Origin of the sequence: uncultured Parolsenella sp. (genome assembly GCF_958346945.1) — a bacterium.
Lineage (GTDB): Bacteria > Actinomycetota > Coriobacteriia > Coriobacteriales > Atopobiaceae > Parolsenella.
On record NZ_CATVTL010000001.1, the window covers coordinates 140022 to 164643 of the forward strand.

Consider the following 24622-nt stretch of genomic DNA (forward strand, 5'->3'; position numbering starts at 1 on the left):
GCCGGCCGTCGGCGGCGTTTTCGCAGCTAGGCGATGCCCAGCAGCGTGCGGTAGGCGGCGAGGCCGTGCGCGAGCACGCCCTCGTCCATGTGGAACTTGTCGGAGTGCAGCGGCTCGCTCGTGCCCGTGCCCAGCAGGAAGAAGACGCCGGGCAGGTGGCGCTGGTAAAAGGCGAAGTCCTCGGCAATGAGCAGGGGCTCCTCGATGCCGTCGAGCGTGTCGCCCAGGGCGCCCGCCGCAAGCGCGTAGAGGGCGCGGTCGTTGTCGACGGGTGGGTAGCCGGTGGCAAAGCTCAGGTCGTAGGTGCAGCCGTATGCCTCGCAGGCCTGGGCCGCGCACTGCTCGACGCCCGTGCGGGCGCAGTCGAACATGTTGTCGGAGAAGACGCGCAGGCTACCCTCGACAGCACTGCTCGCGCTGATGGCGTTGCAGACGGTGCCGCTCTCCATGTGGCCAAACTTGAGCAGGCACGGCTCGTCCTGGGAGAGGCGGGCCATGAGGGTCTCGACCTCAGTGAGGAAGTGCGCGGCGGCGAGCAGGGCGTCGTGGCCGTCCGCGCTCTTGGCGATGTGGCTCGAGGTGCCGTGCACGTTGAGGTGCGTCTCGCTGGCGCGGGCAAGCAGCGGGCCCGGGCGGCTCGCGATGGTGCCGGCGGGCAGGTCGGGCCAGACGTGGAAGCCAAAGATGCGGTCGGCGCCGTAGCGCTCAAACACGCCCGACTCGCAGACGAGGCGGGCGCCGCCGGTGGTCTCCTCGGCGGGCTGGAACACGAACAACACGTTGCGCGGCAGCAGGTGTGCGGCCTCGGTGGCATCTCCTGCCAGTACCTCGTTGACCCAGCAGGCGGCGGCAAGCGCCATGGCCATGTGTCCGTCGTGGCCGCAGGCGTGCATGTGGCCGGGTTTGGTCGAGCAGAACGAAACGCCGCTGCGTTCGGTGATGGGCAGCGCGTCCATGTCGGCGCGGATGGCCGTGGCGGGCCCATGCGGGCGGCCCAGCTTGGCATCGACGTCAAAGAACGCGGCGACGCAACCCCTGCACGGGCTCGTCACCTCGCACGACAGGCCGTCGAGCACGCCGTGCACGTAGGCGATTGTCTCGGGCAGGTCAAAGTCGAGCTCAGGAATGCGGTGCAGGTCCTGGCGGAACTTGGTGAGCAGGGCAAGGTCTTCCATGGTTCTCCGTCCCCTTGTGGTTGCCAAGACTATACGCCGCCGCGGCACCCACGCCGGCGCAGACGGTGTCGGTCGGGAGAGGCGGCGCCACCGTTGAGGCCACTGACTACATCTGAGAGAATGACCACAAGGGCAGAGTCACGAGCCTCTCGCTCCTCAGTTGCCGGTGGGTGGATGACGATACGCCTGCCTTTGTCGTGCAGGCCTCCTTCCTGTGCGATCCTGCCGGCAAGCCCAAGGCCAAAACAAGAAGTGGGACAGTTGCCCGGAGCAACTGTCCCACTTTGCTATTCCTCGACCTTGTCGAGCTCGCGCACGTCTCCGCCGCCATGGTCGACCATAACGTGGCCAATGCCGTCCACACCGCCCTCGCTGGGCGTAAGCCGCCACTCGGTGAGCAGCAGGTCCATCGTCTCGGGTCCGTCCTTGCTCTCGAGCGTCACCGTGAGCGTGTCGCCGCTCTGCTGCACCTGCGCGACCTTCTCGCCGGGAATCGAGCCGCCCGCCAGCTGCAGCTGAATGAAGCCATCGCGCGCGGCCCAGCCCTCGCCGGGCATCGCCACGGTGCCGCCGCCGGCAACCTTCCAGGTGAGCACCGCGAGCGAGTCGTCCTGCGCGGCAACCCAGCCCGCCACGCTGGCCTGCTGCTGGCAGGCCGTTAGCGCGGGCGTCGCCACCAGTCCGGCGACTGCGGTCACGAAGGTCCTCCTCGTCATGCTCATGCGGGTCTCCCTCTCGAGGCTCGTGGGCGTTTTGCTCGCATTCTACCCGTCCCTCTGCCCCCGCAGATGGCGAGTGGGTAACGTCTTGCCGCCAATCGCCCTGCGTCGCGGGCGTTGTGTTACGGTAGCTGAACTGATAGAGGCGCGGGGGAGAAGAAGCGCGAGCGAGCCGGCGGGCTGTGACCTCGTGCGGGAGCAACCCCGCCGAACTCGGGCGCCCGTCACGGCGCAACCGGGTGGGCTTGCGGGAGACACCCGCAAGACTGTCTGCAGTGGCCGCCCCGCGCGGCCGCCCGTCCCTGCAGGAGCGCTATCGATTGGAGCCGCATGAGCGCGCCGCACGATCACACCCCGCCTATCCAGGCGCAAAACCCCAGCTACAACGTTACCTCGGTCGAGGACGTCGAGAAGCTCCCCAACCACGGCTACAGCCTCAAGACGCCGTTTGCGAGCAAGGTCGTCCTCGAGGCGGCGGCCGAGAAGTATCCCACGCCCTTCTACCTCTATGACGAGGCGGGCATCCGTCGCAACGCGGAGGCCGTGCGCGAGGCCTTCTCGTGGAACCCCGGCTTTCGCGAGTACTTCGCCGTCAAGGCCAACCCCAACCCGCGCCTCATCTCGATCCTGCACGAGTACGGTTGCGGCTGCGACTGCTCGAGCTACACCGAGCTCCAGATTGCCCAGGCCCTGGGCATCACCGGCCAGCAGATCATGTTCTCCTCAAACGACACACCCGCCGCGGACTTTGCCAAGGCCCGCGAGCTGGGTGCCCTCGTGAACTTTGACGACATCAGCCACATCGACTTCTTCGAGAAGGTCGCGGGGCCCATCCCCGAGACCGTGAGCTGCCGTTTTAACCCGGGCGGCCTGTTCCAGCTTGCTAACGGCATCATGGACAACCCCGGAGACTCCAAGTACGGCATGACCACCGAGCAGCTCTTCGAGGCGTTCTCCCTGCTCAAGGCCAAGGGCGCCAAGAGCTTTGGCATCCACGCGTTCCTCGCGAGCAACACGGTCACCAACGAGTACTACCCCAAGCTCGCGCGCATTCTCTTTGAGCTCGCCGTCGAGCTCGAGCGCAAGACCGGCTGCCACGTGGCGTTCGTGAACCTCTCGGGTGGCGTCGGCGTGCCCTACCTGCCCGGCCAGGCCGCAAACGACATCCGCGCCATTGGCGAGGGCGTGCACGCCGCCTACGACGAGATCCTCGTGCCCGCCGGCATGGGCGATGTCGCCATCTACACCGAGATGGGCCGCTTCATGATGGGCCCTTATGGCTGCGTGGTGACCCGTGCCATTCACGAGAAGCGCATCTACAAGGACTACATCGGCGTGGACGCCTGTGCCGTGGACCTCATTCGCCCGGCGATATACGGCGCCTACCACCACCTGAGCGTGGTGGGCCAGCCGGGAGGGCCCGACAAGACCCAGGCCGAGGCCACCGAGGTCTACGACGTCACGGGCAGCCTGTGCGAGAACAACGACAAATTCGCCATCGACCGCCACCTGCCGCCCATCGAGGAGGGCGACCTCATCGTCATGCACGACGCAGGTGCCCACTGCTACGCCATGGGCTACAACTACAACGGCCGCCTGCGCCCCGCCGAGGTGCTGCTGCGCGAGGGCGGCGCGACCGAGCTCATCCGCCGCCGCGAGACGCCGATGGACTACTTCGCCACGCTCGACGTGCTGCCCGAGGCCTTTGCCAACCTCGCCGTCGAGAGCGAGGGCGTCACCGGAATCAAGTAGAGACGGGTGCCAGCCGCGGGCCCAGCTCCGCGGTCCGGCGCCTTTGAGCACTAGGGAGACAACATGGACGTTCGCAAGCTCGAGGGCTCGATCGTGGCCCTCGTCACCCCGTTCAACGAGGACGGCTCCGTCAACTTCGACCAGCTCGAGCGCCTGCTCGAGTTCCAGATCGAGAACGGCACCGATGCCATCCTCACGCTGGGCACCACCGGCGAGAGCGCGACGATGACCGACGAGGAGGACAACTCCGTCGTCGAGTTCGTCGTGAACCACGTGGCCGGCCGCGTGCCCGTCATCGCCGGCTCGGGCTCCAACTGCACCGCCGCGCAGACCGCCAAGAGCCTCACGTACCAGAAGCTCGGCGCGGATGCCGTTCTCATCATCTCGCCCTACTACAACAAGTCCAACGAGGAGGGCATCTACCAGCACCTCAAGCACACGGCCGACGCCGTTGACATCCCGTGCGTCCTCTACAACATCCCGGGGCGCACGGGCTGCTCCATCTCGGTGCGAAACGTCGAGCGCCTGTCCGCCCACCCCAACGTGATGGGCATCAAGGAGGCCAGCGGCAACATGTCCTACGCCGCGAGCATCGCCCACACCCTGTCCGACGACTTCCGCCTCTACTCGGGCGAGGACGCGCTCACCGTGCCGCTCATGGCGCTGGGCGGCTCGGGCACGATCAGCGTCTGGGCCGACGTGCAGCCCGCCCTCGTTCACGAGATGTGCCGCGCCTACCTCGAGGGCGACGTCGCGCGCGCCACGCGCATCCAGGTCGAGGGCCAGCCGCTCATCTCGGCCCTGTTTGGCGAGGTCAACCCCATTCCCGTTAAGGAGGCGCTGGCCCAGATGGGCCTCATGGGCACCCACTACCGCCTGCCGCTATGCCCCATGAGTGAGGGCCCCAAGGCCAGGCTCGTCGAGGCCATGAAGGGAGCTGGTCTTCTTGACTAACGCCACCGCGCCGCTGCGCATCGCCATCATGGGCGAGGGTCGCATGGGCTCGCTCATTCGCTCCACCGCCGAGGGCGTGCGCACCGAGGCTGGCACCGCCGCCTTCGAGGTCGTGGCCCAGATTGGCTTTGACCTCTCCGCCGCCGACTCCGCCCCCGCTGCAGACGTCCTCATCGACTTCTCCAACGTGGTGACGCTGCCCGCCGTGGCGAACTACGTGCGCCGCGTGGGCTGCGCGCTCGTCTCGGGCACCACGGGCTATACCGACGAGCAGATGGACGAGCTGCGCTCGCTTTCTCAGGTGGCCCCGGTGCTGCACTCGGGCAACTACTCGCTGGGCATCGCCGCCCTGCGCCACGCCACGACGCTCGCCGCCCGCGAGCTCGCTGGCTTTGACGTCGAGATCGTCGAGACGCACCACAACCAGAAGGTCGACGCCCCCAGCGGCACGGCAAAGCTGCTGCTCGACGCCGTGGTCGATGCCGAGGCCGCCGAGGGCCGCGGCGAGTACCACCCGGTCTATGGCCGCGAGGGCATGGTGGGCAAGCGCGACCCGCGCGAGGTTGGCATGCACTCGCTGCGCGGCGGCACCGTCGCCGGCGTGCACACGGTGAGCTTCTTTGGTGCGGATGAGGAGGTCTCGCTCACGCACCGCGCCACGAGCCGCCAGATCTTCGTGAATGGTGCCCTGGCCGCTGCCCGCAAGATGGCCGGCCGCGAGCCTGGCATGTACGGCTTCGACGAGGTCATGTTCGGTTAAACATATGTGCGCGCCGCCGCGTTGGCGGTGCAGGAGGGATTTGCATGGACGCTCAGGAGATCATCAACTACATCGCCACGGCCCCTAAGAAGACGCCGGTCAAGGTCTACCTGACCCTGGCCGAGGGCGCCGATCTCGACCTCTCAGCCGCCGACCACGTCTTTGGCGATGGCGCTTCCAAGGTTGTCTTTGGCGACTGGGAGAAGCTCGCCCCCGTGCTCGCGGCTGCGGGCGACGCCATTGCCGACATGGTGGTCGAGAACGACGGCCGCAACACCGGCGTACCCCTGCTCGACAAGCGCAACATTCACGCGCGCATCGAGCCCGGCGCGATCATTCGCGACAAGGTCGAGATTGGCGACAACGCCGTCATCATGATGGGTGCCGTTATCAACATCGGCTCGATTATTGGCGAGGGCACCATGATTGACATGGGCGCCGTGCTGGGCGGTCGTGCCACGGTGGGCAAGCACTGCCACATCGGTGCCGGCACCGTGCTCGCGGGCGTTGTCGAGCCGGCGAGCGCCACGCCCGTCATCATCGAGGACGACGTGCTCATCGGCGCCAACGCCGTGGTGCTCGAGGGCGTGCGCGTGGGCAAGGGCGCCGTGGTGGCCGCCGGTGCCGTGTGCGTCGAGGATGTGCCGGCTGGAGCCGTCGTGGCCGGCGTGCCTGCCCGCGTCATCAAGCAGACAAGCGAGGTCGCGAGCGGCAAGGTGTCGCTGGTCGACGCGCTGCGCACGCTGTAAAGAGACGGGGCTGGCTGCCCCGCGCTTCTCGCGTTAGGGTACATAAGTTGGCGTTTTGAGCTCAACTTGCCCCGAAACCGTGGCATTCTTGCAACTTGTGCACACTAGCTGGCCTATGTGAGTGCGTGCGCTGGGCGCTCGCCAACGACAAGCGTCGCTAACAAGAAAGAGGGAGACGAACCAGCTGGCTCGTCTCCCTCTCGTGTTTAAGCGTCAAAGCCTTGCGGCTCCCCGTGACGCCGGGCTCTTCGCCCAAGGCCACGCCACCTCTCCGCGGCGCGACCATCTGCCCGGGCGCACCCGGGCACCCCGTTGGAGTTAGTCCTCGGCGATCTCGGTGATGGCGCCGGCGGGGCAGGCCTCCTGGCAGGAGCCACAGGCAACGCAGGAGTCCTCGTCCTTGACGGTGGCAACGTCCTCGAGCTCGAGGACGTCGCAGGGGCAGGTGTCGACGCAGACGCCGCAGGCAACGCACTCGTCGGCGTTAATAACAGGATGGGCCATGATGATTCCCTTCATCGTGTGCTTGTTGTACCCGGCTGGCTGGGGCTCCCTCGGCTCAAAAAGTAAACCTTGGTAACCTTTCTACCAGCTCCTTTACGTGAGAATACCAGTCATGGCACCGTTTGCAAGACGTGATACGCAAAAGATTGGGGACAGCAAAAACCCACCTTCGAGCAGGAATTTTGTCCGCTTCGAGAAACGCGTGCTTGGGGCCTTGCCGCCGCACGGGCGCCCCTAGTGGCCCTTGATGATTGTGCTCGCGACTCCACATCCAGGGCCGCCCACGACCCAGCTAAGCCAGAAGAGGTTGGGCAGGCTCACGCCGCCCGCCTCGACGACGTCGTGCGCAAGGGCCCGTCCCAGGAAGAGCCACGCCCCGCTTCGATGGCCTCGCAGCTGCCATCGTTGCCCGTGTTCTGGTGATGAGCCTGCGTGGCCCCTCACGCCCACGTGCGCCGCCGCCCGTGCGCCCGGCGGATTGCCACTGCCCGTCCTTTTCGACCCCTAAAGTGAAGGAAACAAAAAATCTATCTCTTTCTCACTTAGATTTTGTATAAGGAAAGCACGCAGAGGATATATAGTGAGCAGTAACAAAGATTGCCTGGGCGATTTGGCGCCCAGAGACGCAACAAGAAAGGAACGTGCCAACAATGAGCAAGATTCTCGGCATCGACCTCGGTACCACCAACTCCGCCATGGCTGTCCTCGAGGGTGGCCAGCCTACCATCATCGTGAACGCCGAGGGTGACCGCACCACCCCGTCCGTCGTGGGCTTCCGCTCCGAGGGCGACCGCATCGTGGGCAAGGCCGCTAAGAACCAGGCCGTCACCAACCCCAAGAACACCGTCTTCTCCATCAAGCGCTTCATGGGCCGCAAGTACAGCGAGGTTGGCTCCGAGCTTAAGACCGTGCCGTACTCCGTCAAGGAGGGCCAGGGCGGCCGTGCCGTCGTCGAGATTGACGGCGAGGACTTCACGCCCGAACAGGTCAGCGCCATGATCCTCTCCAAGATGAAGGCCGACGCCGAGAAGTATCTCGGCGAGACCGTCACTGACGCCGTCATCACCGTCCCCGCCTACTTCAACGACGCCCAGCGCCAGGCCACCAAGGACGCCGGCAAGATCGCTGGCCTTAACGTCAAGCGCATCGTCAATGAGCCCACGGCCGCCGCGCTTGCCTACGGCCTGGACAAGAAGGGCACCGAGCAGAAGGTGCTCGTCTTCGACCTGGGCGGCGGCACCTTCGACGTGTCCCTGCTCGACCTCGCCGACGGCGTGTTCGAGGTTCTGGCCACCAACGGTGACAACCACCTGGGCGGCGACGACTGGGACCAGCGCGTCATCGACTGGATGGCCGACAAGTTCCAGCAGGAGAACGGCGTCGACCTGCGTCAGGACCCCATGGCCCTGCAGCGCCTCAAGGAGGCTGCCGAGAACGCCAAGAAGGAGCTCTCCAGCGCCCAGCAGTCCACGATCAACCTGCCGTTCATCACGATGAACCAGAGCGGCCCGCTGCACCTCAACTACACGCTGACCCGCGCCGAGTTCGAGCGCATCACCCGCGATCTGCTCGACCGCTGCAAGGCCCCTGTCACCAAGGCCCTGCACGACGCCAACATGCAGATCTCTGAGGTCTCCGAGGTCATCCTCGTCGGCGGCTCTACGCGTATGCCTGCCGTCCAGGAGCTCGTCAAGCAGATCACCGGCAAGCAGCCCAACATGTCCGTGAACCCGGACGAGGTCGTCGCCGACGGCGCCGCCGTCCAGGGCGGCGTGCTCACCGGTGACGTCGAGGGTATCCTGCTGCTCGACGTCACGCCGCTGTCCCTTGGTGTCGAGACCATGGGTGGCGTCATGACCAAGATGATCGACCGCAACACCACGATTCCGACCTCCAAGACCGAGGTCTACTCCACGGCCGCCGACAACCAGACGTCCGTCGAGATCAACGTCCTGCAGGGCGAGCGTGAGATGGCCGCCGACAACAAGAGCCTGGGCAAGTTCCAGCTCACTGGCATCCCCGCGGCCCGTCGCGGCGTGCCCCAGATCGAGGTCACGTTCGACATCGACGCCAACGGCATCGTGAAGGTCACGGCCAAGGACAAGGGCACCGGCAAGGAGCAGCAGATTACCATTTCCGGCTCCACCGCCCTGTCTGACGACGAGGTTGACCGCATGGTCAAGGACGCCGAGTCCCACGCCGAGGAGGACAAGAAGCGCAAGGACGAGATCGAGATTCGCAACCAGACCGACAGCCTCGCCTACTCTACCGAGCAGACCGTCAAGGAGCTCGGCGACAAGGTCCCCGCTGACATGAAGCAGCAGGCCGACGACGCCGTGGCCGAGGCCCGCAAGGCCCTCGACGGCACCGACATCGACGTCATCAAGGCCGCCGGTGACAAGCTCCAGGAGGTTGGCCACAAGCTCGCCGAGGTCGTCTACTCCAGCGCCCAGGCCGATGCCTCCGCTGGCGACGCTGGCCAGGCTGCCGGCTCGTCCGACGACGTGGTCGACGCCGACTACGAGGTTGTCGACGACGACAAGGACAACCAGTAGCGAGAGGGTGAGTCATGATGGCTCGCACCACCGTGAACGATAAGCAGGCGGGGGCCACCGCGGCCCCCGCGCCGAGCCCCGAGGGGGACGACGTGAAGGTCGACATCGAGGTCGAGGGCGACGAGAAGCCCGAGCAGACCGCCGACGCCCAGCAAGACGAGGCCCAGGCCGTTGAGGCCGAGGTCATCGAGCCCGAGACCAGCGACGATGCCGACGAGCAGGCGCGCGTCGAGGCGGCCATCAAGGCCGGCGAGGCCGCTGCCGAGGCCGACATCAAGTCCGAGGCCGACGTCCTGCGCGCCGAGCGCGACGAGCTCGCCAAGAAGCTCGCCGACGTCGAGGGCGACATCGAAGCTGCCAAGGCCGAGGCCGCGAGCGCGGCCGACCGTCTCTCGCGCCTCCAGGCCGACTGGGAGAACTACCGTCGCCGCACCGAGCGCGACCGCGTGACCGAGCGCGAGCGCGCCTGCGAGGGCCTCGTGAAGGACCTGCTCCCGGCCATCGACGACCTCGAGCGCGCCATCTCCCACGCCCAGGCCACGGCCGAGGGCAACGAGGTGGCCCAGCAGCTCGCGGACGGCGTCTCGGCTGTGCACGAGAAGGTCGTCTCGGTGCTCGAGAAGCAGGGCGTCGAGGTCATCGACCCCGCCGGCCAGCCGTTCGACCCGCAGGACCACCAGGCGGTAGGTCGCGTTGAGAACGCCGACGAGTACGACGAGACCGTCGCGGACGTGTACCAGAAGGGGTACCGCCTGGGCGGCAAGGTCGTGAGGCCGGCCATGGTCACCGTCACCTATGGCGGTGCCAAGCGGCCTGCGGAAGCCCCGGAGGGCGACGCAGAGTCCAAGTAACGTGTCGCGTGCGCCCGGGCAACCCACCCGGGCGCACGCATCTGATTGAGAGGGGGTGCCCTTCGCCATGGCGCAAAGGACGTTCTACGACGTGTTGGGTGTCAAGAAAGACGCCTCGGCCGACGAGATCAAGAAGGCGTTTCGCAAGCTCGCGGTGAAGTATCACCCCGACGCCGGCGGAGACGAGCAGAAGTTCAAGGAGATCTCCGAGGCCTACGAGACGCTGTCGGACGACAAGAAGCGTCGCGAGTACGACCAGATGCTCATGTTCGGCGGCATGCCGGGCGGCGGCGGGAACTACTCGTACACCACAAACGTGGGCGGCAACTGGGCCGACATGTTCAACAACATGCGCGGCGACGGTGGCTTTGGCAACTTTGACTTCTCCACCATCTTTGGCGGGGCAGCCGGTGCCCAGGCCCGCCGCTCGATGCGCGGCTCTGACCTCACGCTCACCATCAGCCTGACGCCCGAGGAGGCCTTCAAGGGCACCAAGCGCGACGTCTCGTACATGGTTCCGTCCACGGGCGAGCGCGCCAAGCTCACCGTCGAGGTGCCGGCTGGCGCCTATGACGGCATGAAGCTGCGCTACCACGACCGTGGCGAGTACGGCAGCAACGGCGGCCCGCGCGGCTCGCTGGTCATTACCACGAGCGTGGCCGAGCACCCGCTGTTCAAGCGCGATGGCGCCGACGTGCGTCTCGAGCTGCCGGTGAGCATCTGGGAGCTTGCGCTGGGCGGTGAGGTTCGCGTGCCCACGCCGGGCGGCAACACGCTCAAGCTGCGCATCCCGGCTGGCACGCAGGACGGCAAGACGTTCCGCTTCCGCGACTTGGGCGCCCCCAACGTCAAGCGCCGCGGCTCGTTTGGCGCCATGTACGTCACCGTGCGCGCCCAGATTCCCACGCGCCTCTCGGCCAAGGAGCGCGAGGCCCTCGAGGCCCTGCGCGATGCCGACGAGCGCGACTACCGCGCCGACGTCGAGAAGTACTTCAAGGCATAGCCAGGGGCGCCCCGTGTCGGGTCGCGGGGCGCCCAGTCGGACCGCACTGGCCCACTGAGAGGGGAGAGCCCCGATGGCCCACAAGAATGACGAGAGCCGCACCAAGCCGCTCTACATGATCAGCGTGGCGGCCGAGCTCACGGGCATGCACCCGCAGACGTTGCGCGTCTACGAGCAGAAGGGCCTCGTGAACCCCGGTCGCTCGCGCGGCAACACGCGCCTGTACTCGCAGGCAGACATCGAGCGCCTCGAGCTCATCGGCCGCCTCACCGACGAGGGCATCAACCTCGCCGGCGTGGTGCGCATCCTCGACATGCGCGAGCACGAGGAGGAGATGGAGCGCGAGATTGACGAGATGCGCGCCCGCGTGCGCGAGCTCGAGGACCAGGTGCGCGAGTTCAAGACCCGCGAGCGCATCACGGCGCTGGCCCCCTACGAGGGAATGTCTCCCAGCAAGGCCATGCTCGGCCTGCTCAGCGGCAAGGTCGAGAAGCCCGAGGACGGGGAGTAGCCTGCGGGGTCGCGGCGCTACCTGTGAGCGTTTCCGCGCGCGGTTCAAAGACTGCCGCGCCGCTTGCGGCCGCACGCCTGGAGATGCCGCCCGCCGGCCGCCGTTAGTGCACATAAGCTCAGGAATACCGCCGATCTGGTGCAGCGAGCGCCAGGTCGGCGGCCTTTTTTACGCCAATCCGCCACTGCGGCGCCCGCGTGCCTGGCGAGCGCTCCCAACCCGTTTCCACGTGGCTCGCAAGCGATTATGGCCAGCTCTTCTCGCACTTAGAAAATCTATCTTGTAAAGACTTAGATTTCGCATCTGACACCCAGCATGCTGGGTACAATCACTATCGATAAGCAACGGCTGGCAACCGGGCTGCGAGGCCCTGGCTGCCGGCACCCCAGAGAGGTGATCGTATGAGGTTAGAAAAGATGGCCGTCACGGCGCAGGAGGCCCTGCAGGCCGCCATCGGCGTGGCGAGTGACGCCCAGGCCGGCTCCGTCGAGCCGGTCCACCTGCTCAAGGCCCTGCTCGACTCGGGCGAGCGCAACCTGAGCTCCATCATCGAGCGCGTGGGCGCAGACCCCCGCAGCATCGCCGCCGCGGTCGACGCCCAGATCGAGCGCGAACCCAAGGTCAGCGGCGACGGCCAGCAGGTTGGCCTTGCCAACGACTTCGTGAAGGTCGTGGACGCGGCCGAGAAGCTCGCCACCAAGCTGGGCGACTCCTACGTCACGAGCGAGCACCTGCTGTGCGCCCTGGCCGATGACCGCACTGACGCGGGCCGCATCCTCAAGGCTGCCGGCCTCACGTCCAAGCGCATCCAGGAGGCCTACAACGACCTGCGTGGCGACGAGCGCGTCACGAGCCAAGACTCCAAGCCCGAGTTCGAGGCCCTCGAGCGTTACGGTCGCAACGTCACCGACCTCGCCCGCCAGGGCAAGCTCGACCCCGTGATCGGCCGTGTCGAGGAGATCCGCCGCACCATTCAGGTCCTGAGCCGCCGCACCAAGAACAACCCCGTGCTCATCGGCGAGCCGGGCGTGGGCAAGACCGCCATCGTCGAAGGCCTGGCCGAGCGCATCGTCGCGGGCGACGTGCCCTCCACGCTCAAGGACAAGGAGCTCGTCGAGCTCGACATGAGCTCGCTCGTCGCGGGCGCCAAGTACCGTGGCGAGTTCGAGGACCGTCTCAAGAGCGTCCTCAAGGAGGTCGAGAAGTCCAACGGCCGCGTGATTCTGTTCATCGACGAGCTGCACACCATCGTGGGCGCGGGCGCCACCGAGGGCTCCATGGACGCCGGCAACATCCTGAAGCCGGCCCTGGCCCGTGGCGAGCTGCACGCCATTGGTGCCACCACGCTCGATGAGTACCGCAAGTACATCGAGAAGGACGCCGCGCTGGCCCGTCGTTTCCAGACAGTGCTGGTGAGCGAGCCCACGGTCGAGGACACCATCTCGATCCTGCGCGGCCTCAAGGAGAAGTACGAGATGCACCACGGCGTGCGCATCACCGACGCCGCGCTCGTCTCGGCGGCAGACCTCTCCAACCGCTACATCGCCGATCGCTTCCTGCCCGACAAGGCCATCGACCTGATCGACGAGGCGGCAAGCCGTCTGCGCATGGAGCTCGACAGCATGCCCAGCGACATCGACGCGGTCGACCGCCAGCTCACGCAGATGCAGATCGAGGAGCAGGCCCTCATGAAGGAGGAGGACGCCGCGAGCCGCGAGCGCCTCGAGACCCTGCGCCGCGAGATCGCGACAACCCGCGAGAAGCTCGACGGCATGAAGGCCAAGTGGCAGAACGAGAAGGGCGCCATCGACCAGGTGCAGGACCTCAAGCGTCAGATCGACGACGCCAAGACCGAGGAGGAGCGCGCCACGCGTGCGGGCGACCTTGCCCGCGCCTCCGAGCTGCGCTTCTCGACGATCCCCGACCTGCAGCGTCGCTATGACGCGGCCGAGGCCGAGCTCAACGCCAAGCAGGCCGAGGGTGGCGTGCTCAAGGAGGAGGTCACCAGCGAGGAGATCGCCGAGGTCGTGAGCGCCTGGACCGGCGTGCCCGTCTCCAAGATGATGCAGGGCGAGATCGAGAAGCTCCAGAACCTCGAGGCTGAGCTGCACAAGCGCGTCGTGGGCCAGGATGCGGCCGTCAACGCCGTGGCCGCCGCCGTGCGCCGCAGCCGCGCCGGCCTTGCGGACCCCAACCGCCCGCTCGGCAGCTTCTTCTTCCTTGGCCCCACTGGCGTGGGCAAGACCGAGCTCGCCAAGGCGCTCGCAGACTACCTGTTCGACGACGAGCGCGCCCTCGTGCGCATCGACATGTCCGAGTACATGGAGAAGTTCAGCGTCCAGCGCCTCATTGGCGCCCCTCCTGGATACGTGGGCTATGACGAGGGCGGCCAGCTCACCGAGGCCGTTCGCCGCAGGCCCTACTCCGTCATCCTCATGGACGAGATGGAGAAGGCCCACCCCGACGTCTTCAACATCCTGCTGCAGGTGCTCGATGACGGCCGCCTGACCGATGGCCAGGGTCGTGTCGTGAGCTTCAAGAACACGATCATCATCATGACGAGCAACGTGGGAAGCCAGGTCATCGCCCAGGCGGAGCAGGACGGCTCGAGCAGGGCCGAGACGGACAAGAAGGTCAACGAAGCGCTGCGCGCCACCTTCAAGCCCGAGTTCCTCAACCGTATCGACGACATCGTGGTCTTCCACCCGCTGGGCCTCGATGACATCGAGAAGATCGTCGATATCCAGCTCAAGGGCGTGCGCGAGCGCCTCGACAACGAGCGCATCTCGCTCACCCTTACGCCCGCGGCCATCCAGGCCCTGGCCCTCGACGGCCTCGACCCGGTCTATGGCGCGCGCCCGCTCAAGCGCCTCATCCAGCGCCAGGTGGTCGACAACGTCGCGAACCTCATCATCGCCGGCGAGCTCCACGAGGGCGACACGGTGAAGGTCGACGTGCGCGACGACAACGACTTCTACGCCGAGCGCGTGGTGGCGCCGCCCACGGGTCCCGCCGTCACGCCCGACGAGGTCGAGTAATATCGACCCGGTTGAGGACGGCGTTGGACGGAGGAGCCATGAGCCACAGCGTTTCGCCCCGCGAGGGCATGGACGGGGGAGCCGAGCCAAGGCCCGGCGTCGAGCCCAAGGACGGCGTGTCGCGCGACCCCTGCGTTCGCGCCGAGAACGAGGACGATGACGGCTACGATCCCTACTCGGACCGCAGGCCGTCGCCCGAGCCGCTCTTCGAGCGCGACCCCTGGGCCTAGCAGGCAGTCATAGGCAACAAGAAGGCACCCGCGGTGAAGAGCCGCGGGTGCCTTGCGTTGTGCGCGTGATTGGGTGGCGGAGCGTCCGGGATGGGCAGCGGCTGCCGGTGCCCGGAAGCCATGCCGATGCGTGCCTGGCGCCGAAGCTCGCAGGCCTTCTCGCCCCGCTCGCCCCCTATGTCGTTAGTGGAAGCAGATGAGCACCACGGCGATGACGACGAGCGCGGTGAGCGCCACGACAACGGCGGCAACGCCGATGGTGCGACGGCGCTGGCGCTCGCGCGAGCCAAAGATCTCGCGGCTGCCCTTGGGAACCGAGAGGTACTGGCCGTACTTGAGCTCCTGGCGCACCTTGGTCTCCTGCGACTGCGCGCCGCGGTAGGCGCCGCGCGAGATGCGGTTGCGGTTCGACAGCGTGTAGCCCGACTCGTGGGAGTACTGGGTCTGGAAGGTGTCGTCGGCCTGCATGTCGTTCACGGGCGCCTGCGAGATGTGGTGCCTGGGTTCGCGCACAAACGCCGGGCGCTGCTCGTGCTTGGGAGCCTCGACCTCCTCGTATGGGGCCTCGATGGTGGGTTCTACCTGCGGCGCGTTGTTCTCGTCGTACGTGTTCTGACCGTCCGTGTTCATGCATCCTCTTCCGGGGTCGTCCTTGTTCCCCTGAGTGTACCGCGCGGGCGCGCATTGTATTCGCCCTGCATGGACGGCACTCAAACCCGCAATGAGACTTAAGTTGAGCACGCTTAGATTTTATAAACAAATTAGCTAAGAAATTATGCGTCATCGTGTTTAGAACTCCACCTGGCGGGAACAACTACTAGTGAACAAAGGGGCGCAGGAAATACGGGGCGCCCGCAACCAACAAGAAGGAGTTGGTAACCATGGCAAGCATGATTCCCTATGATCGTTACAACAGGCTCGCTCGTAGCGTCTTCCCGTTCGATGACGTGTTCGACAGCTTCCTTGCTCCGGTCTCTACTCCGGCAGACTTCAAGATGGACGTCGAGGACGCCGGCGACGCGTACGTCATCTCGGCTCACGTCCCGGGCGTCACGCGCGACCAGATCGACGTCGAGCTTAACGAGGGTCGCCTGTCGATCTCGGTCGACAAGAAGGACTCCGACGAGCAGAAGTCCAAGAACTACCTGCAGCGCGAGACCGGCGAGTACACCTGCACGCGCGGCGTCTACCTCAAGGACGCTGCTACAAGCGGCCTGAGCGCCAAGCTGGCAGACGGCATCCTGACGGTCAACGTCCCCAAGCAGGACGAGAAGGCCAACGTCACGAAGGTCTCCATCGACTAGCAGCCTCGATGCAAGCTTGCATCCCCGGGGTCGTCGCGAGAGCGGCGGCCCCTTTTTCGTACCGTTCGGCGTGTCAATTTGTGCAAACGGGTGTTCGATTTCTTGTCCGGAAGCAGTTATACGCTACTCTCATCAGTAGGAGTCGAAGAGAGGGGCAAGAATGGACAAGGTCATGGATTCGGGCAAGGGCGGAACGCTCGTGGTGCAGCGCACGGACGGCGCAGACGAGCTCGCGGTCTGGGTCGAGCGCGTGGATGCGGCGAGCCGCATCGTGGTGGGTACGCGGGGCCAGAGCACGTACGATGCCTTTGGCACCGGCTGGCGCATGTCGTGCGTGGCGTTCGATGACGACGTCGAGGGCAAGGTCATCGGCGCCCTTGCGGGCGATGCTGCCGAGCAGAGCCTCGAGCAGGCGTGCGCGTCCTACTTTGTTGAGGGCGGCCGGCAGCTGTCCGACCTCCTCGACCTGCTCGACGCGCACAAGGTGGCCTACGTCTACGCCTGCGCCGACGAGTGCGGTGTGACCTGGCGTCCCGAGCCGGGGGAGTGCGAGCCGGTGGCGCTCGCCAACGCATAGCTTGCGCCTGCGGGCCGTACGTACGCGTGCGGCCCGCTTTTTCTGCTGGCGGGTGCTTGGATGGTGCGGGTCGCGTCCGACGGATCGGCGCGGGTGCCGCGCCTTGGCGCCACGTTGGACAGGCGATGGCCGATGCGGTCCTTATAGCAGCTCGATGTATAACAAAAGAGGCCAGAACCCATGGGCTCCGGCCTCGATCATTTAATGGTGCGGCATATAGGATTCGAACCTATGACCTTTTGATTCGTAGTCAAACGCTCTATCCAGCTGAGCTAATGCCGCAGCGCAGTTACTTATAATGCCTTTCTCCCCCTCATACGTCAAGCAAAAAATCGAGATTCTTGGAAATAATTTTGCCGTGCAAGTAAAGTACGAGGTAGATGAGTTGTCGATGCTCAGATTTCTATCTTGCGGCAACGACGCAATCCAAGGTTCCGTGCGAGATGTTTCGAAGCCCCGAACGCCCCAACTCTCGTCGGGCGGCCCTCCGCGCCAAAGTTCGCGACGGGGCTCCATGGCGCGGCTCGGGCCCCGGGTGTGCAAATGCTTCGGCTCCACGCCGTCTGGGGGGGGTCCCGCAACCGCCCCGCTGCGAAGGCGCGTGCCAAGCGCGGGTAATTATCGACTTCGGAAGGCCATAACTACCTGCGTTTGCCACGCACTGTGCGAGACGCGGCCTCTCCCAGCGAGTCGAATTGACCGCCGGAAAATTCAAGAAAGAAAAAGCCCCGCGGGTGAGACCCACGGGGCTGCGCGTTCTGGCGGAGAGCTGGGGATTCGAACCCCAGATACCCTTAGGGGGTATACTCGCTTAGCAGGCGAGCACCTTCGGCCTCTCGGTCAGCTCTCCGGAAAAGGTGCTTGAGTATCATACCGCACCCCGCCGCAAACGCAAAGTGACAAACTCGCGAATCTCATGAGGCGTGCACAAGGTGGGCACCAACCCCCCGAGGCCTTGCAAATCGCTGCCCGTGGCCGAGAAGTGCGATGGGCCAATAGGGCGCTGCGCCATGCGCGGCCGAGAAGCGCGCGGGCTTCTCGACAACGTCGTACTGCGCGTGGCCGAAAACGACGCCGCCCCCGCGGCCGAGGCCTGCGGCCCGCTCCACCAACGCCAGTCCCTACTCCAGGAACCCCTCATCGACCACGATGTCGCCACGGTGGGCGGCGATGGTCTCCCACGAGAAACGCCCCACCAGCGCGTCGGCGCTCACTGCCTCGCCCCTCTCGGCCAGGCCCAGGCTGCTGGCGATGGCGCCCAGCAGAACCTCCGGTCCTGCATAGCACTCTCGCAGCGCCCCCAGGTCGAGGTCGTGCTCGCGCTTGGAGAGCCTCCTGCCATCGGGCGCCACCAGGAGCGGCACATGCCCGTAGCTGGGGTTCTCGTAGCCAAGAAGGTCCTGCAGGTACATCTGCCTCGCGCAGGAGCCCAAAAGGTCGCGCCCGCGGACCACCTGCGTCACGCCCATCTCGGCGTCGTCGACCACGACGGCCAGCTGGTAGGCCACCACGCCGTCGCTGCGCCTCACGAGAAAGTCACCGCACTCGCGCGCAAGGTCCTCGCGCACCTCGCCAAAGGCAAGGTCGCAAAACTCGATGACGCCCTCGGGCACGCCGGCCTCGGGCACGTGCAGCCTCGTGGCGGGCGCGCGCCTCTCGGCGCGGCTCGCCACCTCGATGGCGTTCAGGCCGCGGCACGTCCCGGCGTAGACGTATGTGCCGTCGCTCGCGTGCGGCGCGCTTGCGGCGTGCAGCTCGCTTCTCGTGCAGAAGCAGGGGTAGGTGAGGCCCAGGCCGCTCGTGCCGGCAAGGATGCCGCTGCCGCCCAACCGCTCGATCGCGGCCTCGTAGAGCTCGCCGCGTTCGCTTTGGTACACGGGGCCCTCGTCCCAATCGAGCCCCAGCCAGCGCAGGTCGTCCATGATGAGATTCGCCCGCTCGCGGCTCTGGGCGCGTGGGTCGAGGTCCTCGATGCGCAGCACCATGCGCCCGCCTGCCGCGCGGGCAGACAGCCAGGCCACGAGGCACGAGGCGACGTTGCCCAGGTGCATGCGGCCCGAGGGCGTGGGGGCAAAACGCCCGACGACGCGCGGGGGCGTTGCCGGGCGAATGGTTGTGTCAGTCTGGTTAGCCATGCCTGCCAGTATGACAGAGGCGCGGGCCCGCCGTGGTGGCAGGTCCGCGCCTTGGGGTTGGCGTTGCGGCTCAGTCGGCCGCCGTCCGCATTGTCTGCGGGCCGATCGCGACGCCTTGCCGGAGCCGGCCCGTGGTGCATGGCGCCCGCCCCGTCAAGGGCCGCCGCGTCCGCGAGCCCCCCGCTACATCGGCAGCGTGGTCTGCGCGACGTAGGCGCGGGTGGCGTACTCGCGGTCGAGGTCGTAGAGGCCCTTGGGATCGGTGCCAAACAGCTTCATGTTGCTGATCATGTCGCGGGCGTTGGCCTCTTCCTCGCCCTGCTCCTTCACGAACCAGTCGAGCATCTGCGTGGCGCGGATGTCGTGGGCCTCCTGCGCAACCTCGTAGCAGTGGTGGATGAGGCTCGTGACGTACTCCTCGTGGGCAAGGCCCGCCTCGAGCGGCTCGAGGTCGTTCTCAAAGGTCTTGTCGGGCTTGTCGATGGCCTCCATCGTGGGCTTGTAGTCGTTGTCGAGCAGATAGCGGCGCAGCGCCTTGGCGTGGTCGGTCTCCTCCTGGACCTGGACCATGTACCAGTTGGCAAAGCCCTTGAGGCCGCGGTCCTCGTAGTAGTCGGCAAAGGTGAGGTAGAGGTAGGCGGAGTAGAGCTCCTTGTTGATCTGGTTCTCGAGCACCTTGGCGACGCTCTCGTTCATGGCCATCTTCGTTCCTTCCCACGCGGTTAATCGTTGCCGGCAATCAGCCTACCCCGGCCGCGGCCGGGGTATGCCCCGCGGCCGTTCAGGTACGATATACGCACATTAGGCCAACAATTGAGGGAGACCCATGGACAACCACCGCCCAGGCTCTTCTTGGCGCCCGCTCATCGCCGCCCTGGTGGCGATGCTCGTGGCCGCGCTCGCGCTCGTGTGCGCGCCGGCGCCAGCACTGGCGCGCGACTACTCGATCGACGCCGTCGACATCGACCTCACCGTGAACACGGACGGCTCGATTCGCATCGTCGAGGAGCGCGAGTTCAACTTCGACGGCTCGTTCAACGGTGTGTACTGGGACATCGCAACGAGCGCCCCCGCCGAGACCTCGAGCGACGTGGCCCCATGGATCTCTGACCTGTCGGTCGAGGACCTCAACCAGAGCTGGGGCGCATTCAGCGAGGCGTACAGCGGCGACCCCGGCACCTACGAGGTCGGCGACTACTACTCGTTCACGCGCGTCAAGATCTACACGCCCCACGAGGACGAGCGCGCCCGCGTGCGCATCTCCTACACCATGAACAACGTGGTGAACGCCTGGGCCGACACGGGAGAGCTGTACTGGAAGTTTGTCTCCGACGGCTGGGACGTGCCGTCTGACAACGTGACCTGCCGCGTTCACCTGCCGGTTCCTGCCGGCGTCACGGTATCGGGCGGCGACAACGTGCGCGCCTGGGGCCACGGCCCTCTCGATGCCTCGCTCTCCTTTGACGGCAACGACGTGGTCTACACCGTGCCGGGCGTGGGCACCGACGAGTACGCCGAGGCCCGCATCGCCTTCCCGGTGGAGTGGCTCACGGACACGGTGCCCTCGAGCACCTCGCAGCTCTCGACCATCAGGGCCGAGGAGCAGCAGTGGGCCGACGAGGCCAATGCCCGCCGTGAGCGCGCCCGCGCCACGCTTCTCGTGGGGACGAGCGTGGGCGCTGCCAGCTGCGTGGGCATCGTGGCGCTCGCCGCGCTGCTGACCCTGCGCTATCGCCGCCGCCACCGCGCCCAGTTCGACGGCGACTACTTCCGCGACGTGCCCTCCGACGACCACCCCGCCGTGCTCGCCGCGCTGTGGGCGGGCGGCAAGGTGCCCTCCGAGGCCTTCACCGCCACCCTCATGAAGCTCACCGACGACGGCATCATTGGCCTGTCGCTCGTGAAGGACGACAAGGGCCGCGACAAGGACTACCAGATCGAGCGCGGCGACCGCAAGGCCAAGAACGACATCGACTCGGCGGCCATGAACCTGTTGTTCAATGTCGTGGCCCCGCGCGGCAAGGACCGCCGCTGGCGCGACGCCCCGGCCGGCGGCTACAAGACGCTGCGCTTCTCCGACGTCAAGCGCGCCGCCAAGAAGGCGCCCCAGACCTACTCCGAGGCGCTCGACGAGTGGCGCGACGAGGTGAGCGGCCGCTGCGAGGTACGCAACTTCTTCGATGAGGACGGCTTCACCGGCCGCGCCCCGCTCTTGGTCTTCTCGATCCTGCTGGCCTGCGTGGGCGTCGTCGCCTCGGTCTTCTTGCTTGATGCCGAGGCCTGGGTCAACGGCCTGGTGCTGCTCGTCCTGAACCTGGTGGCGTGCACCGTGGCCTGCGTCCTCGCCACGCGCCTGCGCCCGATGTCGCGCGAGGCCATCGAGCTGCGAGCCAAGCTCGCCGCGCTGCGCAAGTGGCTCAAGGAGTTCACGCTGCTGGGCGAGGCCGTGCCGCGCGACGTGGCCCTATGGGACCGCCTGCTGGTCATGGCTGTGGTCCTGGGCGTCGCCGACCGTGTGATCGAGCAGCTCAAGGTGGCCGCCCCCGAGATTCTCGCGGACCCGTACTTCTACAGCTACTGCTGGTACGGCAGCTACGGCCGCCTGGGCTCGCCGGCGAGCGTCATCACCACGAGCTACGAGAGCGCCCACCACGTGAGCACGGCCGCGATGGCCGCGTCCTCGAGCAGTTCTGGCGGCGGCGGGGGCGGCGGCTTCTCCGGCGGTGGCGGCGGAGGCGGCGGTGGCGGTGGTGGCGGTGGCGCCTTCTAGCCACGTGCTCCGTGAGGCGAGCGTTTCTCGTCCCCTGCGTCTCTCGCACATATGAATCGACGGCGGCGGACTCGCGCATGCGGGCCCGCCGCCCTTTTGCTGGCGCGCCGGGCGAGCGCCGCACGCCTCGGCGGGCTGGTCGCCGGCGCTCGCGCCTCGCGCGGGCGGAGTGAGACAAAGGGACTGTCCCCTCGGCTAATTTTGGTCGGGTCTGACCGCGCTGGTTGCGGCACAATAAGGGTTTGGGAGTTCAAACCCCGGATGCGTTCGGCGGAGGCCGCTCCCATGAGGTAGTGCACACAACGAGGAGGTTTCATGGCAGACAGCTCTATCAAGCGTGCTCTCGTCTCCGTTACGGACAAGACGGGCATCGTCGAGTTCGTGAAGGCGCTCGAGGACGAGTTCGGCGTTGAGGTCATCTCGACCGGCGGAACGGCCCGGGTGCTCTCCGAGGCCGGCGTCAACGTGGTGCCCATCGAGCAGTACACGAGGTTCCCCGAGATGATGGACGGCCGCGTCAAGACGCTGCACCCCAAGGTGCACGGCGGCCTGCTCGCCCGCCGCGACGACGAGCGCCACATGGCCGAGGCCGCCGAGCACGGCATTGGCATGATCGACCTGGTCTGCGTCAACCTCTATGAGTTCGAGAAGACCGTCGCCAAGCCCGACGTCACCTTTGCCGACGCCATCGAGCACATCGACATCGGTGGCCCCTCGATGCTGCGCTCGGCCGCCAAGAACGCCGACGCCGTGACCGTGGTCTCCGACCCCGCCGACTATGACGCTGTGCTGGCCGAGATGCGCGCCAACGACGGTGCCACCACGCTCGCCACGCGCCGCCGCCTGCAGCTCAAGGTCTACCAGACCACCGCTGCCTACGACACGGCCATCGCCACCTGGCTTGCCGAGCAGGCCCCGGCCGCTGAGGATGGCGCCCCCGTCTTCCCGGAGCACTTCTCCATCGCCGGCACCAAGGAACAGGACCTGCGCTATGGCGAGAACCCGCAGCAGGCGGCCGCGTTCTACGTGCGCGGCGACGCCCCAGCCCACTCGCTGGCCCGTGCCACCCAGATCCAGGGCAAGCCCCTCTCGTACAACAACCTGCTCGACTCCGACGCCGCCTGGGCGGCCGTGCGCGAGTTCGACGAGCCGGCAGTCGTGATCCTCAAGCACCAGAACCCCTGCGGCTCCGCCACGGCCGCCGACGTCACCACTGCCTACGACAAGGCCTTCGCCTGCGACCCCGTCTCGGCCTTTGGTGGCATCATCGCCGTCAACCGCGAGGTGCCGCTCGAGCTCTGCGAGCACTTTGCCGACGTCAACAAGCAGTTCGTCGAGGTCATGATCGCCCCGAGCTACACGCCCGAGGCCCTCGAGCGCCTCTCCAAGCGCAAGAACATGCGTGTGCTCGCCACCGGCGGCGTCGACCGTACCGTGGGCGTCGAGGTGCGCACCGTCGACGGCGGCCTGCTCGTCCAGGACATCGACCACGTCGACGAGGACCCGGCCACCTTTACCGTGCCCACCAAGCGCCAGCCCACCGACGCCGAGATGGACGACCTCCTCTTTGCCTGGCGCGTCTGCAAGACCGTGAAGTCCAACGCCATCCTCGTGGCCAAGGACCGCGCGGGCCTTGGCATGGGTCCCGGCCAGCCCAACCGCGTCGACTCCGCGCTCATCGCCTGCGAGCGTGCCGAGAAGGCCTGCGAGCGCATGGGCGTCGAGCCCCAGGACCTCGTCGCCGCGTCCGACGCCTTCTTCCCGTTCCGCGACAACGTCGACACCCTCGCCGCCCATGGCGTCACCGCCATCATCCAGCCCGGCGGCTCCGTGCGCGACGACGAGTCCATCGCCGCCTGCGACGAGCATGGCATTGCGATGGTGTTCACCGGCACCCGCCACTTCCGCCACTAGTCGGCTCGCCCTGGCACCCAATCTCGCCGCTCAGGCTGCGGCTCGTGTACCTCAGTACACGTCGCCTTGCCTTCGTGGCGATCTCGGGCACCAGGGCGACCCTTGGTTTTGAGGGTGGCACCCAATCTCGCCGCTCAGGCTGCGGCTCGTGTACCTCAGTACACGTCGCCTTGCCTTCGTGGCGATCTCGGGCACCAGGGCGACCCTTGGTTTTGAGGACGGCGCCCAATCTCGCCGCGACAACGGGCGTCTTGCATCTGCGGGGCGCCCGTTTTTGTCCCAGAGCGGCGATACCCTAAGCAAAAAAGACTTTTGCCGAGAAGCGCGCAAGGCGCCTGGCCGAACAATAGCGTAAGGATGGCGCACGAGGGCCGCCGTCGATGCGGTGTGCGCTACGCTGGGCGTACAAGATGGTGGCATGTGCCGCCAGCGCGCGAGGGGAGAGGCATGGCTAAGGTCTACGTCATCGAGGACGACGAGGCGCTGCGCGCCGAGCTCGTGCGCCTGCTCGCTCGCGAGGGCTATGAGGTCGAGGAGTGCCATGACTTCCCGCGTGCCGCCGAGCTTGCCCTCGCCGCCGTTCCAGACCTCGTGCTTCTCGACCTCACGCTGCCGGGGACGGACGGCCAGCTCGTTTGTCGCGAGATTCGCTCCGCCTCGAGCGTGCCGGTCATCGTGCTCACGAGCCGCGTCACCGAGGTCGACGAGGTGCTTGCCATGGGCATGGGCGCGGACGACTTCGTGACCAAGCCCTACAGCTCGCGCATCCTGCTCGCCCACATCGAGGCGGTGCTGCGCCGCACCCGCGGCCAGGTGGCGCCCAGCTCCATCATCGAGCGCGGTGGCGTGCGCCTCGACCTCTCGCGCTCGCAGGTCTCCCACGACGGCCGTCAGACGGAGCTCACCAAGAACGAGCTGCGCATCCTCGCCCTGCTCATGCGCCGCGGCGGCGCCGTTGTGTCGCGCGAGGCGCTCATGTACGAGCTGTGGGAGTCCGACGCCTTCGTGGACGACAACACCCTCACCGTCAACGTGAATCGCCTGCGTGCGGCCCTCGAGCGCGTGGGCGTCACGGGCTGGCTCGTGACGCATCGCGGCCAGGGCTACTCGGTGAGGTAGCG

The 24622-nt window shown here is 66.7% G+C and carries 21 protein-coding genes and 2 tRNA genes; 15 read left to right on the forward strand and 8 right to left on the reverse strand.

Going from position 1 to position 24622, the window contains the following annotated elements; translation table 11 throughout:
• Positions 1-26 precede the first annotated feature (26 nt).
• Both Q3866_RS00600 and Q3866_RS00605 read right to left on the reverse strand, forming a co-directional pair.
• Entirely contained in the window at positions 27-1175 is a 1149-nt protein-coding gene (locus Q3866_RS00600; protein WP_301828809.1) for an amidohydrolase, read from the reverse strand.
• A gap of 287 nt (positions 1176-1462) precedes the next feature.
• Entirely contained in the window at positions 1463-1897 is a 435-nt protein-coding gene (locus tag Q3866_RS00605) for a hypothetical protein (protein ID WP_301828811.1), read from the reverse strand.
• Positions 1898-2224: 327 nt separating this feature from the next.
• Here Q3866_RS00605 and Q3866_RS00610 point away from each other — a divergent pair, with 327 nt between their 5' ends.
• From Q3866_RS00610 to dapD, 4 genes are all read left to right on the forward strand, one after another.
• Complete coding sequence (locus Q3866_RS00610; protein ID WP_301828812.1) at positions 2225-3646, forward strand: diaminopimelate decarboxylase; 1422 nt, start codon at positions 2225-2227, stop codon at positions 3644-3646.
• Positions 3647-3709: 63 nt separating this feature from the next.
• Positions 3710-4600 carry a 4-hydroxy-tetrahydrodipicolinate synthase gene (gene dapA, locus Q3866_RS00615; RefSeq protein WP_301828814.1) on the forward strand — a complete coding sequence of 297 codons (891 nt, stop codon included), beginning with the start codon at positions 3710-3712 and terminating at the stop codon, positions 4598-4600.
• Positions 4593-5360, forward strand: a complete 768-nt coding sequence (gene dapB, locus Q3866_RS00620; protein WP_301828815.1) for a 4-hydroxy-tetrahydrodipicolinate reductase — start codon at positions 4593-4595, stop codon at positions 5358-5360. Before dapA ends, dapB begins: the two co-directional genes overlap by 8 nt.
• 44 nt (positions 5361-5404) lie before the next feature.
• Positions 5405-6109 (forward strand): 2,3,4,5-tetrahydropyridine-2,6-dicarboxylate N-acetyltransferase, encoded by a 705-nt coding sequence (dapD, locus tag Q3866_RS00625; RefSeq protein WP_301828816.1) that lies wholly within the window; start codon positions 5405-5407, stop codon positions 6107-6109.
• Positions 6110-6427: 318 nt separating this feature from the next.
• On the opposite strand, the gene Q3866_RS00630 is transcribed toward dapD, so the two are convergent.
• Positions 6428-6613, reverse strand: a complete 186-nt coding sequence (locus Q3866_RS00630; RefSeq protein ID WP_126420653.1) for a 4Fe-4S binding protein — start codon at positions 6611-6613, stop codon at positions 6428-6430.
• 650 nt (positions 6614-7263) lie between these two features.
• On the opposite strand from Q3866_RS00630, the gene dnaK reads away from it, so the two are divergent.
• The 6 genes from dnaK (at position 7264) to Q3866_RS00660 (ending at position 14801) form a co-directional block, all read left to right on the forward strand.
• Positions 7264-9168 carry a molecular chaperone DnaK gene (gene dnaK, locus Q3866_RS00635; RefSeq protein WP_301828821.1) on the forward strand — a complete coding sequence of 635 codons (1905 nt, stop codon included), beginning with the start codon at positions 7264-7266 and terminating at the stop codon, positions 9166-9168.
• A gap of 14 nt (positions 9169-9182) precedes the next feature.
• Positions 9183-10019, forward strand: coding sequence for a nucleotide exchange factor GrpE (locus Q3866_RS00640; RefSeq protein WP_301828823.1), 837 nt, complete (start codon positions 9183-9185; stop codon positions 10017-10019).
• A gap of 67 nt (positions 10020-10086) precedes the next feature.
• A complete protein-coding gene (locus tag Q3866_RS00645) occupies positions 10087-11022 on the forward strand; it encodes a DnaJ C-terminal domain-containing protein (RefSeq protein WP_293824271.1) in 936 nt (311 codons plus the stop codon).
• A gap of 73 nt (positions 11023-11095) precedes the next feature.
• Positions 11096-11533: a MerR family transcriptional regulator gene (locus Q3866_RS00650; protein ID WP_301828826.1), complete on the forward strand. Its 438-nt coding sequence runs from the start codon at positions 11096-11098 to the stop codon at positions 11531-11533.
• Positions 11534-11934: 401 nt separating this feature from the next.
• Positions 11935-14571, forward strand: a complete 2637-nt coding sequence (gene clpB / locus Q3866_RS00655) for an ATP-dependent chaperone ClpB (protein ID WP_301828828.1) — start codon at positions 11935-11937, stop codon at positions 14569-14571.
• Positions 14572-14609: 38 nt separating this feature from the next.
• The gene (locus Q3866_RS00660) at positions 14610-14801 is read left to right on the forward strand and encodes a hypothetical protein (RefSeq protein ID WP_293824266.1); all 192 of its coding nucleotides are present in this window, start codon (positions 14610-14612) and stop codon (positions 14799-14801) included.
• A gap of 183 nt (positions 14802-14984) precedes the next feature.
• On the opposite strand, the gene Q3866_RS00665 is transcribed toward Q3866_RS00660, so the two are convergent.
• Complete coding sequence (locus tag Q3866_RS00665; RefSeq protein WP_293674004.1) at positions 14985-15431, reverse strand: hypothetical protein; 447 nt, start codon at positions 15429-15431, stop codon at positions 14985-14987.
• 251 nt (positions 15432-15682) lie between these two features.
• Here Q3866_RS00665 and Q3866_RS00670 point away from each other — a divergent pair, with 251 nt between their 5' ends.
• Positions 15683-16105 (forward strand): Hsp20/alpha crystallin family protein, encoded by a 423-nt coding sequence (locus Q3866_RS00670; RefSeq protein ID WP_293674003.1) that lies wholly within the window; start codon positions 15683-15685, stop codon positions 16103-16105.
• Between the two features lie 160 nt (positions 16106-16265).
• Positions 16266-16682 (forward strand): hypothetical protein, encoded by a 417-nt coding sequence (locus tag Q3866_RS00675; protein WP_301828834.1) that lies wholly within the window; start codon positions 16266-16268, stop codon positions 16680-16682.
• Between the two features lie 205 nt (positions 16683-16887).
• On the opposite strand, the gene Q3866_RS00680 is transcribed toward Q3866_RS00675, so the two are convergent.
• From Q3866_RS00680 to Q3866_RS00695, 4 genes are all read right to left on the reverse strand, one after another.
• Positions 16888-16964: transfer RNA gene (locus Q3866_RS00680), tRNA-Arg, on the reverse strand.
• Between the two features lie 477 nt (positions 16965-17441).
• Positions 17442-17532 (reverse strand) — tRNA-Ser (locus tag Q3866_RS00685).
• Positions 17533-17803: 271 nt separating this feature from the next.
• Positions 17804-18817, reverse strand: a complete 1014-nt coding sequence (gene gluQRS / locus Q3866_RS00690; protein WP_301828835.1) for a tRNA glutamyl-Q(34) synthetase GluQRS — start codon at positions 18815-18817, stop codon at positions 17804-17806.
• A 183-nt stretch (positions 18818-19000) separates the two neighbouring features.
• Complete coding sequence (locus Q3866_RS00695; RefSeq protein ID WP_301828836.1) at positions 19001-19519, reverse strand: ferritin; 519 nt, start codon at positions 19517-19519, stop codon at positions 19001-19003.
• 124 nt (positions 19520-19643) lie between these two features.
• Here Q3866_RS00695 and Q3866_RS00700 point away from each other — a divergent pair, with 124 nt between their 5' ends.
• The 3 genes from Q3866_RS00700 (at position 19644) to Q3866_RS00710 (ending at position 24620) form a co-directional block, all read left to right on the forward strand.
• Positions 19644-21587, forward strand: a complete 1944-nt coding sequence (locus Q3866_RS00700; RefSeq protein ID WP_301828838.1) for a DUF2207 domain-containing protein — start codon at positions 19644-19646, stop codon at positions 21585-21587.
• A gap of 315 nt (positions 21588-21902) precedes the next feature.
• Positions 21903-23501, forward strand: coding sequence for a bifunctional phosphoribosylaminoimidazolecarboxamide formyltransferase/IMP cyclohydrolase (gene purH / locus Q3866_RS00705; RefSeq protein WP_301828840.1), 1599 nt, complete (start codon positions 21903-21905; stop codon positions 23499-23501).
• Positions 23502-23948: 447 nt separating this feature from the next.
• Entirely contained in the window at positions 23949-24620 is a 672-nt protein-coding gene (locus Q3866_RS00710) for a response regulator transcription factor (RefSeq protein ID WP_301828841.1), read from the forward strand.
• Positions 24621-24622: the final 2 nt, after the last annotated feature.

Coding starts and splice junctions, on each gene's coding strand:
- Q3866_RS00600 (WP_301828809.1), bottom strand. CDS start 1,175: ATGGAAGACCTTGCCCTGCTCACCAAGTTCCGCCAGGACCTGCACCGC.
- Q3866_RS00605 (WP_301828811.1), bottom strand. CDS start 1,897: ATGAGCATGACGAGGAGGACCTTCGTGACCGCAGTCGCCGGACTGGTG.
- Q3866_RS00610 (WP_301828812.1), top strand. CDS start 2,225: ATGAGCGCGCCGCACGATCACACCCCGCCTATCCAGGCGCAAAACCCC.
- dapA (WP_301828814.1), top strand. CDS start 3,710: ATGGACGTTCGCAAGCTCGAGGGCTCGATCGTGGCCCTCGTCACCCCG.
- dapD (WP_301828816.1), top strand. CDS start 5,405: ATGGACGCTCAGGAGATCATCAACTACATCGCCACGGCCCCTAAGAAG.
- Q3866_RS00630 (WP_126420653.1), bottom strand. CDS start 6,613: ATGGCCCATCCTGTTATTAACGCCGACGAGTGCGTTGCCTGCGGCGTC.
- dnaK (WP_301828821.1), top strand. CDS start 7,264: ATGAGCAAGATTCTCGGCATCGACCTCGGTACCACCAACTCCGCCATG.
- Q3866_RS00640 (WP_301828823.1), top strand. CDS start 9,183: ATGATGGCTCGCACCACCGTGAACGATAAGCAGGCGGGGGCCACCGCG.
- Q3866_RS00645 (WP_293824271.1), top strand. CDS start 10,087: ATGGCGCAAAGGACGTTCTACGACGTGTTGGGTGTCAAGAAAGACGCC.
- Q3866_RS00650 (WP_301828826.1), top strand. CDS start 11,096: ATGGCCCACAAGAATGACGAGAGCCGCACCAAGCCGCTCTACATGATC.
- clpB (WP_301828828.1), top strand. CDS start 11,935: ATGAGGTTAGAAAAGATGGCCGTCACGGCGCAGGAGGCCCTGCAGGCC.
- Q3866_RS00660 (WP_293824266.1), top strand. CDS start 14,610: ATGAGCCACAGCGTTTCGCCCCGCGAGGGCATGGACGGGGGAGCCGAG.
- Q3866_RS00665 (WP_293674004.1), bottom strand. CDS start 15,431: ATGAACACGGACGGTCAGAACACGTACGACGAGAACAACGCGCCGCAG.
- Q3866_RS00670 (WP_293674003.1), top strand. CDS start 15,683: ATGGCAAGCATGATTCCCTATGATCGTTACAACAGGCTCGCTCGTAGC.
- Q3866_RS00675 (WP_301828834.1), top strand. CDS start 16,266: ATGGACAAGGTCATGGATTCGGGCAAGGGCGGAACGCTCGTGGTGCAG.
- gluQRS (WP_301828835.1), bottom strand. CDS start 18,817: ATGGCTAACCAGACTGACACAACCATTCGCCCGGCAACGCCCCCGCGC.
- Q3866_RS00695 (WP_301828836.1), bottom strand. CDS start 19,519: ATGGCCATGAACGAGAGCGTCGCCAAGGTGCTCGAGAACCAGATCAAC.
- Q3866_RS00700 (WP_301828838.1), top strand. CDS start 19,644: ATGGACAACCACCGCCCAGGCTCTTCTTGGCGCCCGCTCATCGCCGCC.
- purH (WP_301828840.1), top strand. CDS start 21,903: ATGGCAGACAGCTCTATCAAGCGTGCTCTCGTCTCCGTTACGGACAAG.
- Q3866_RS00710 (WP_301828841.1), top strand. CDS start 23,949: ATGGCTAAGGTCTACGTCATCGAGGACGACGAGGCGCTGCGCGCCGAG.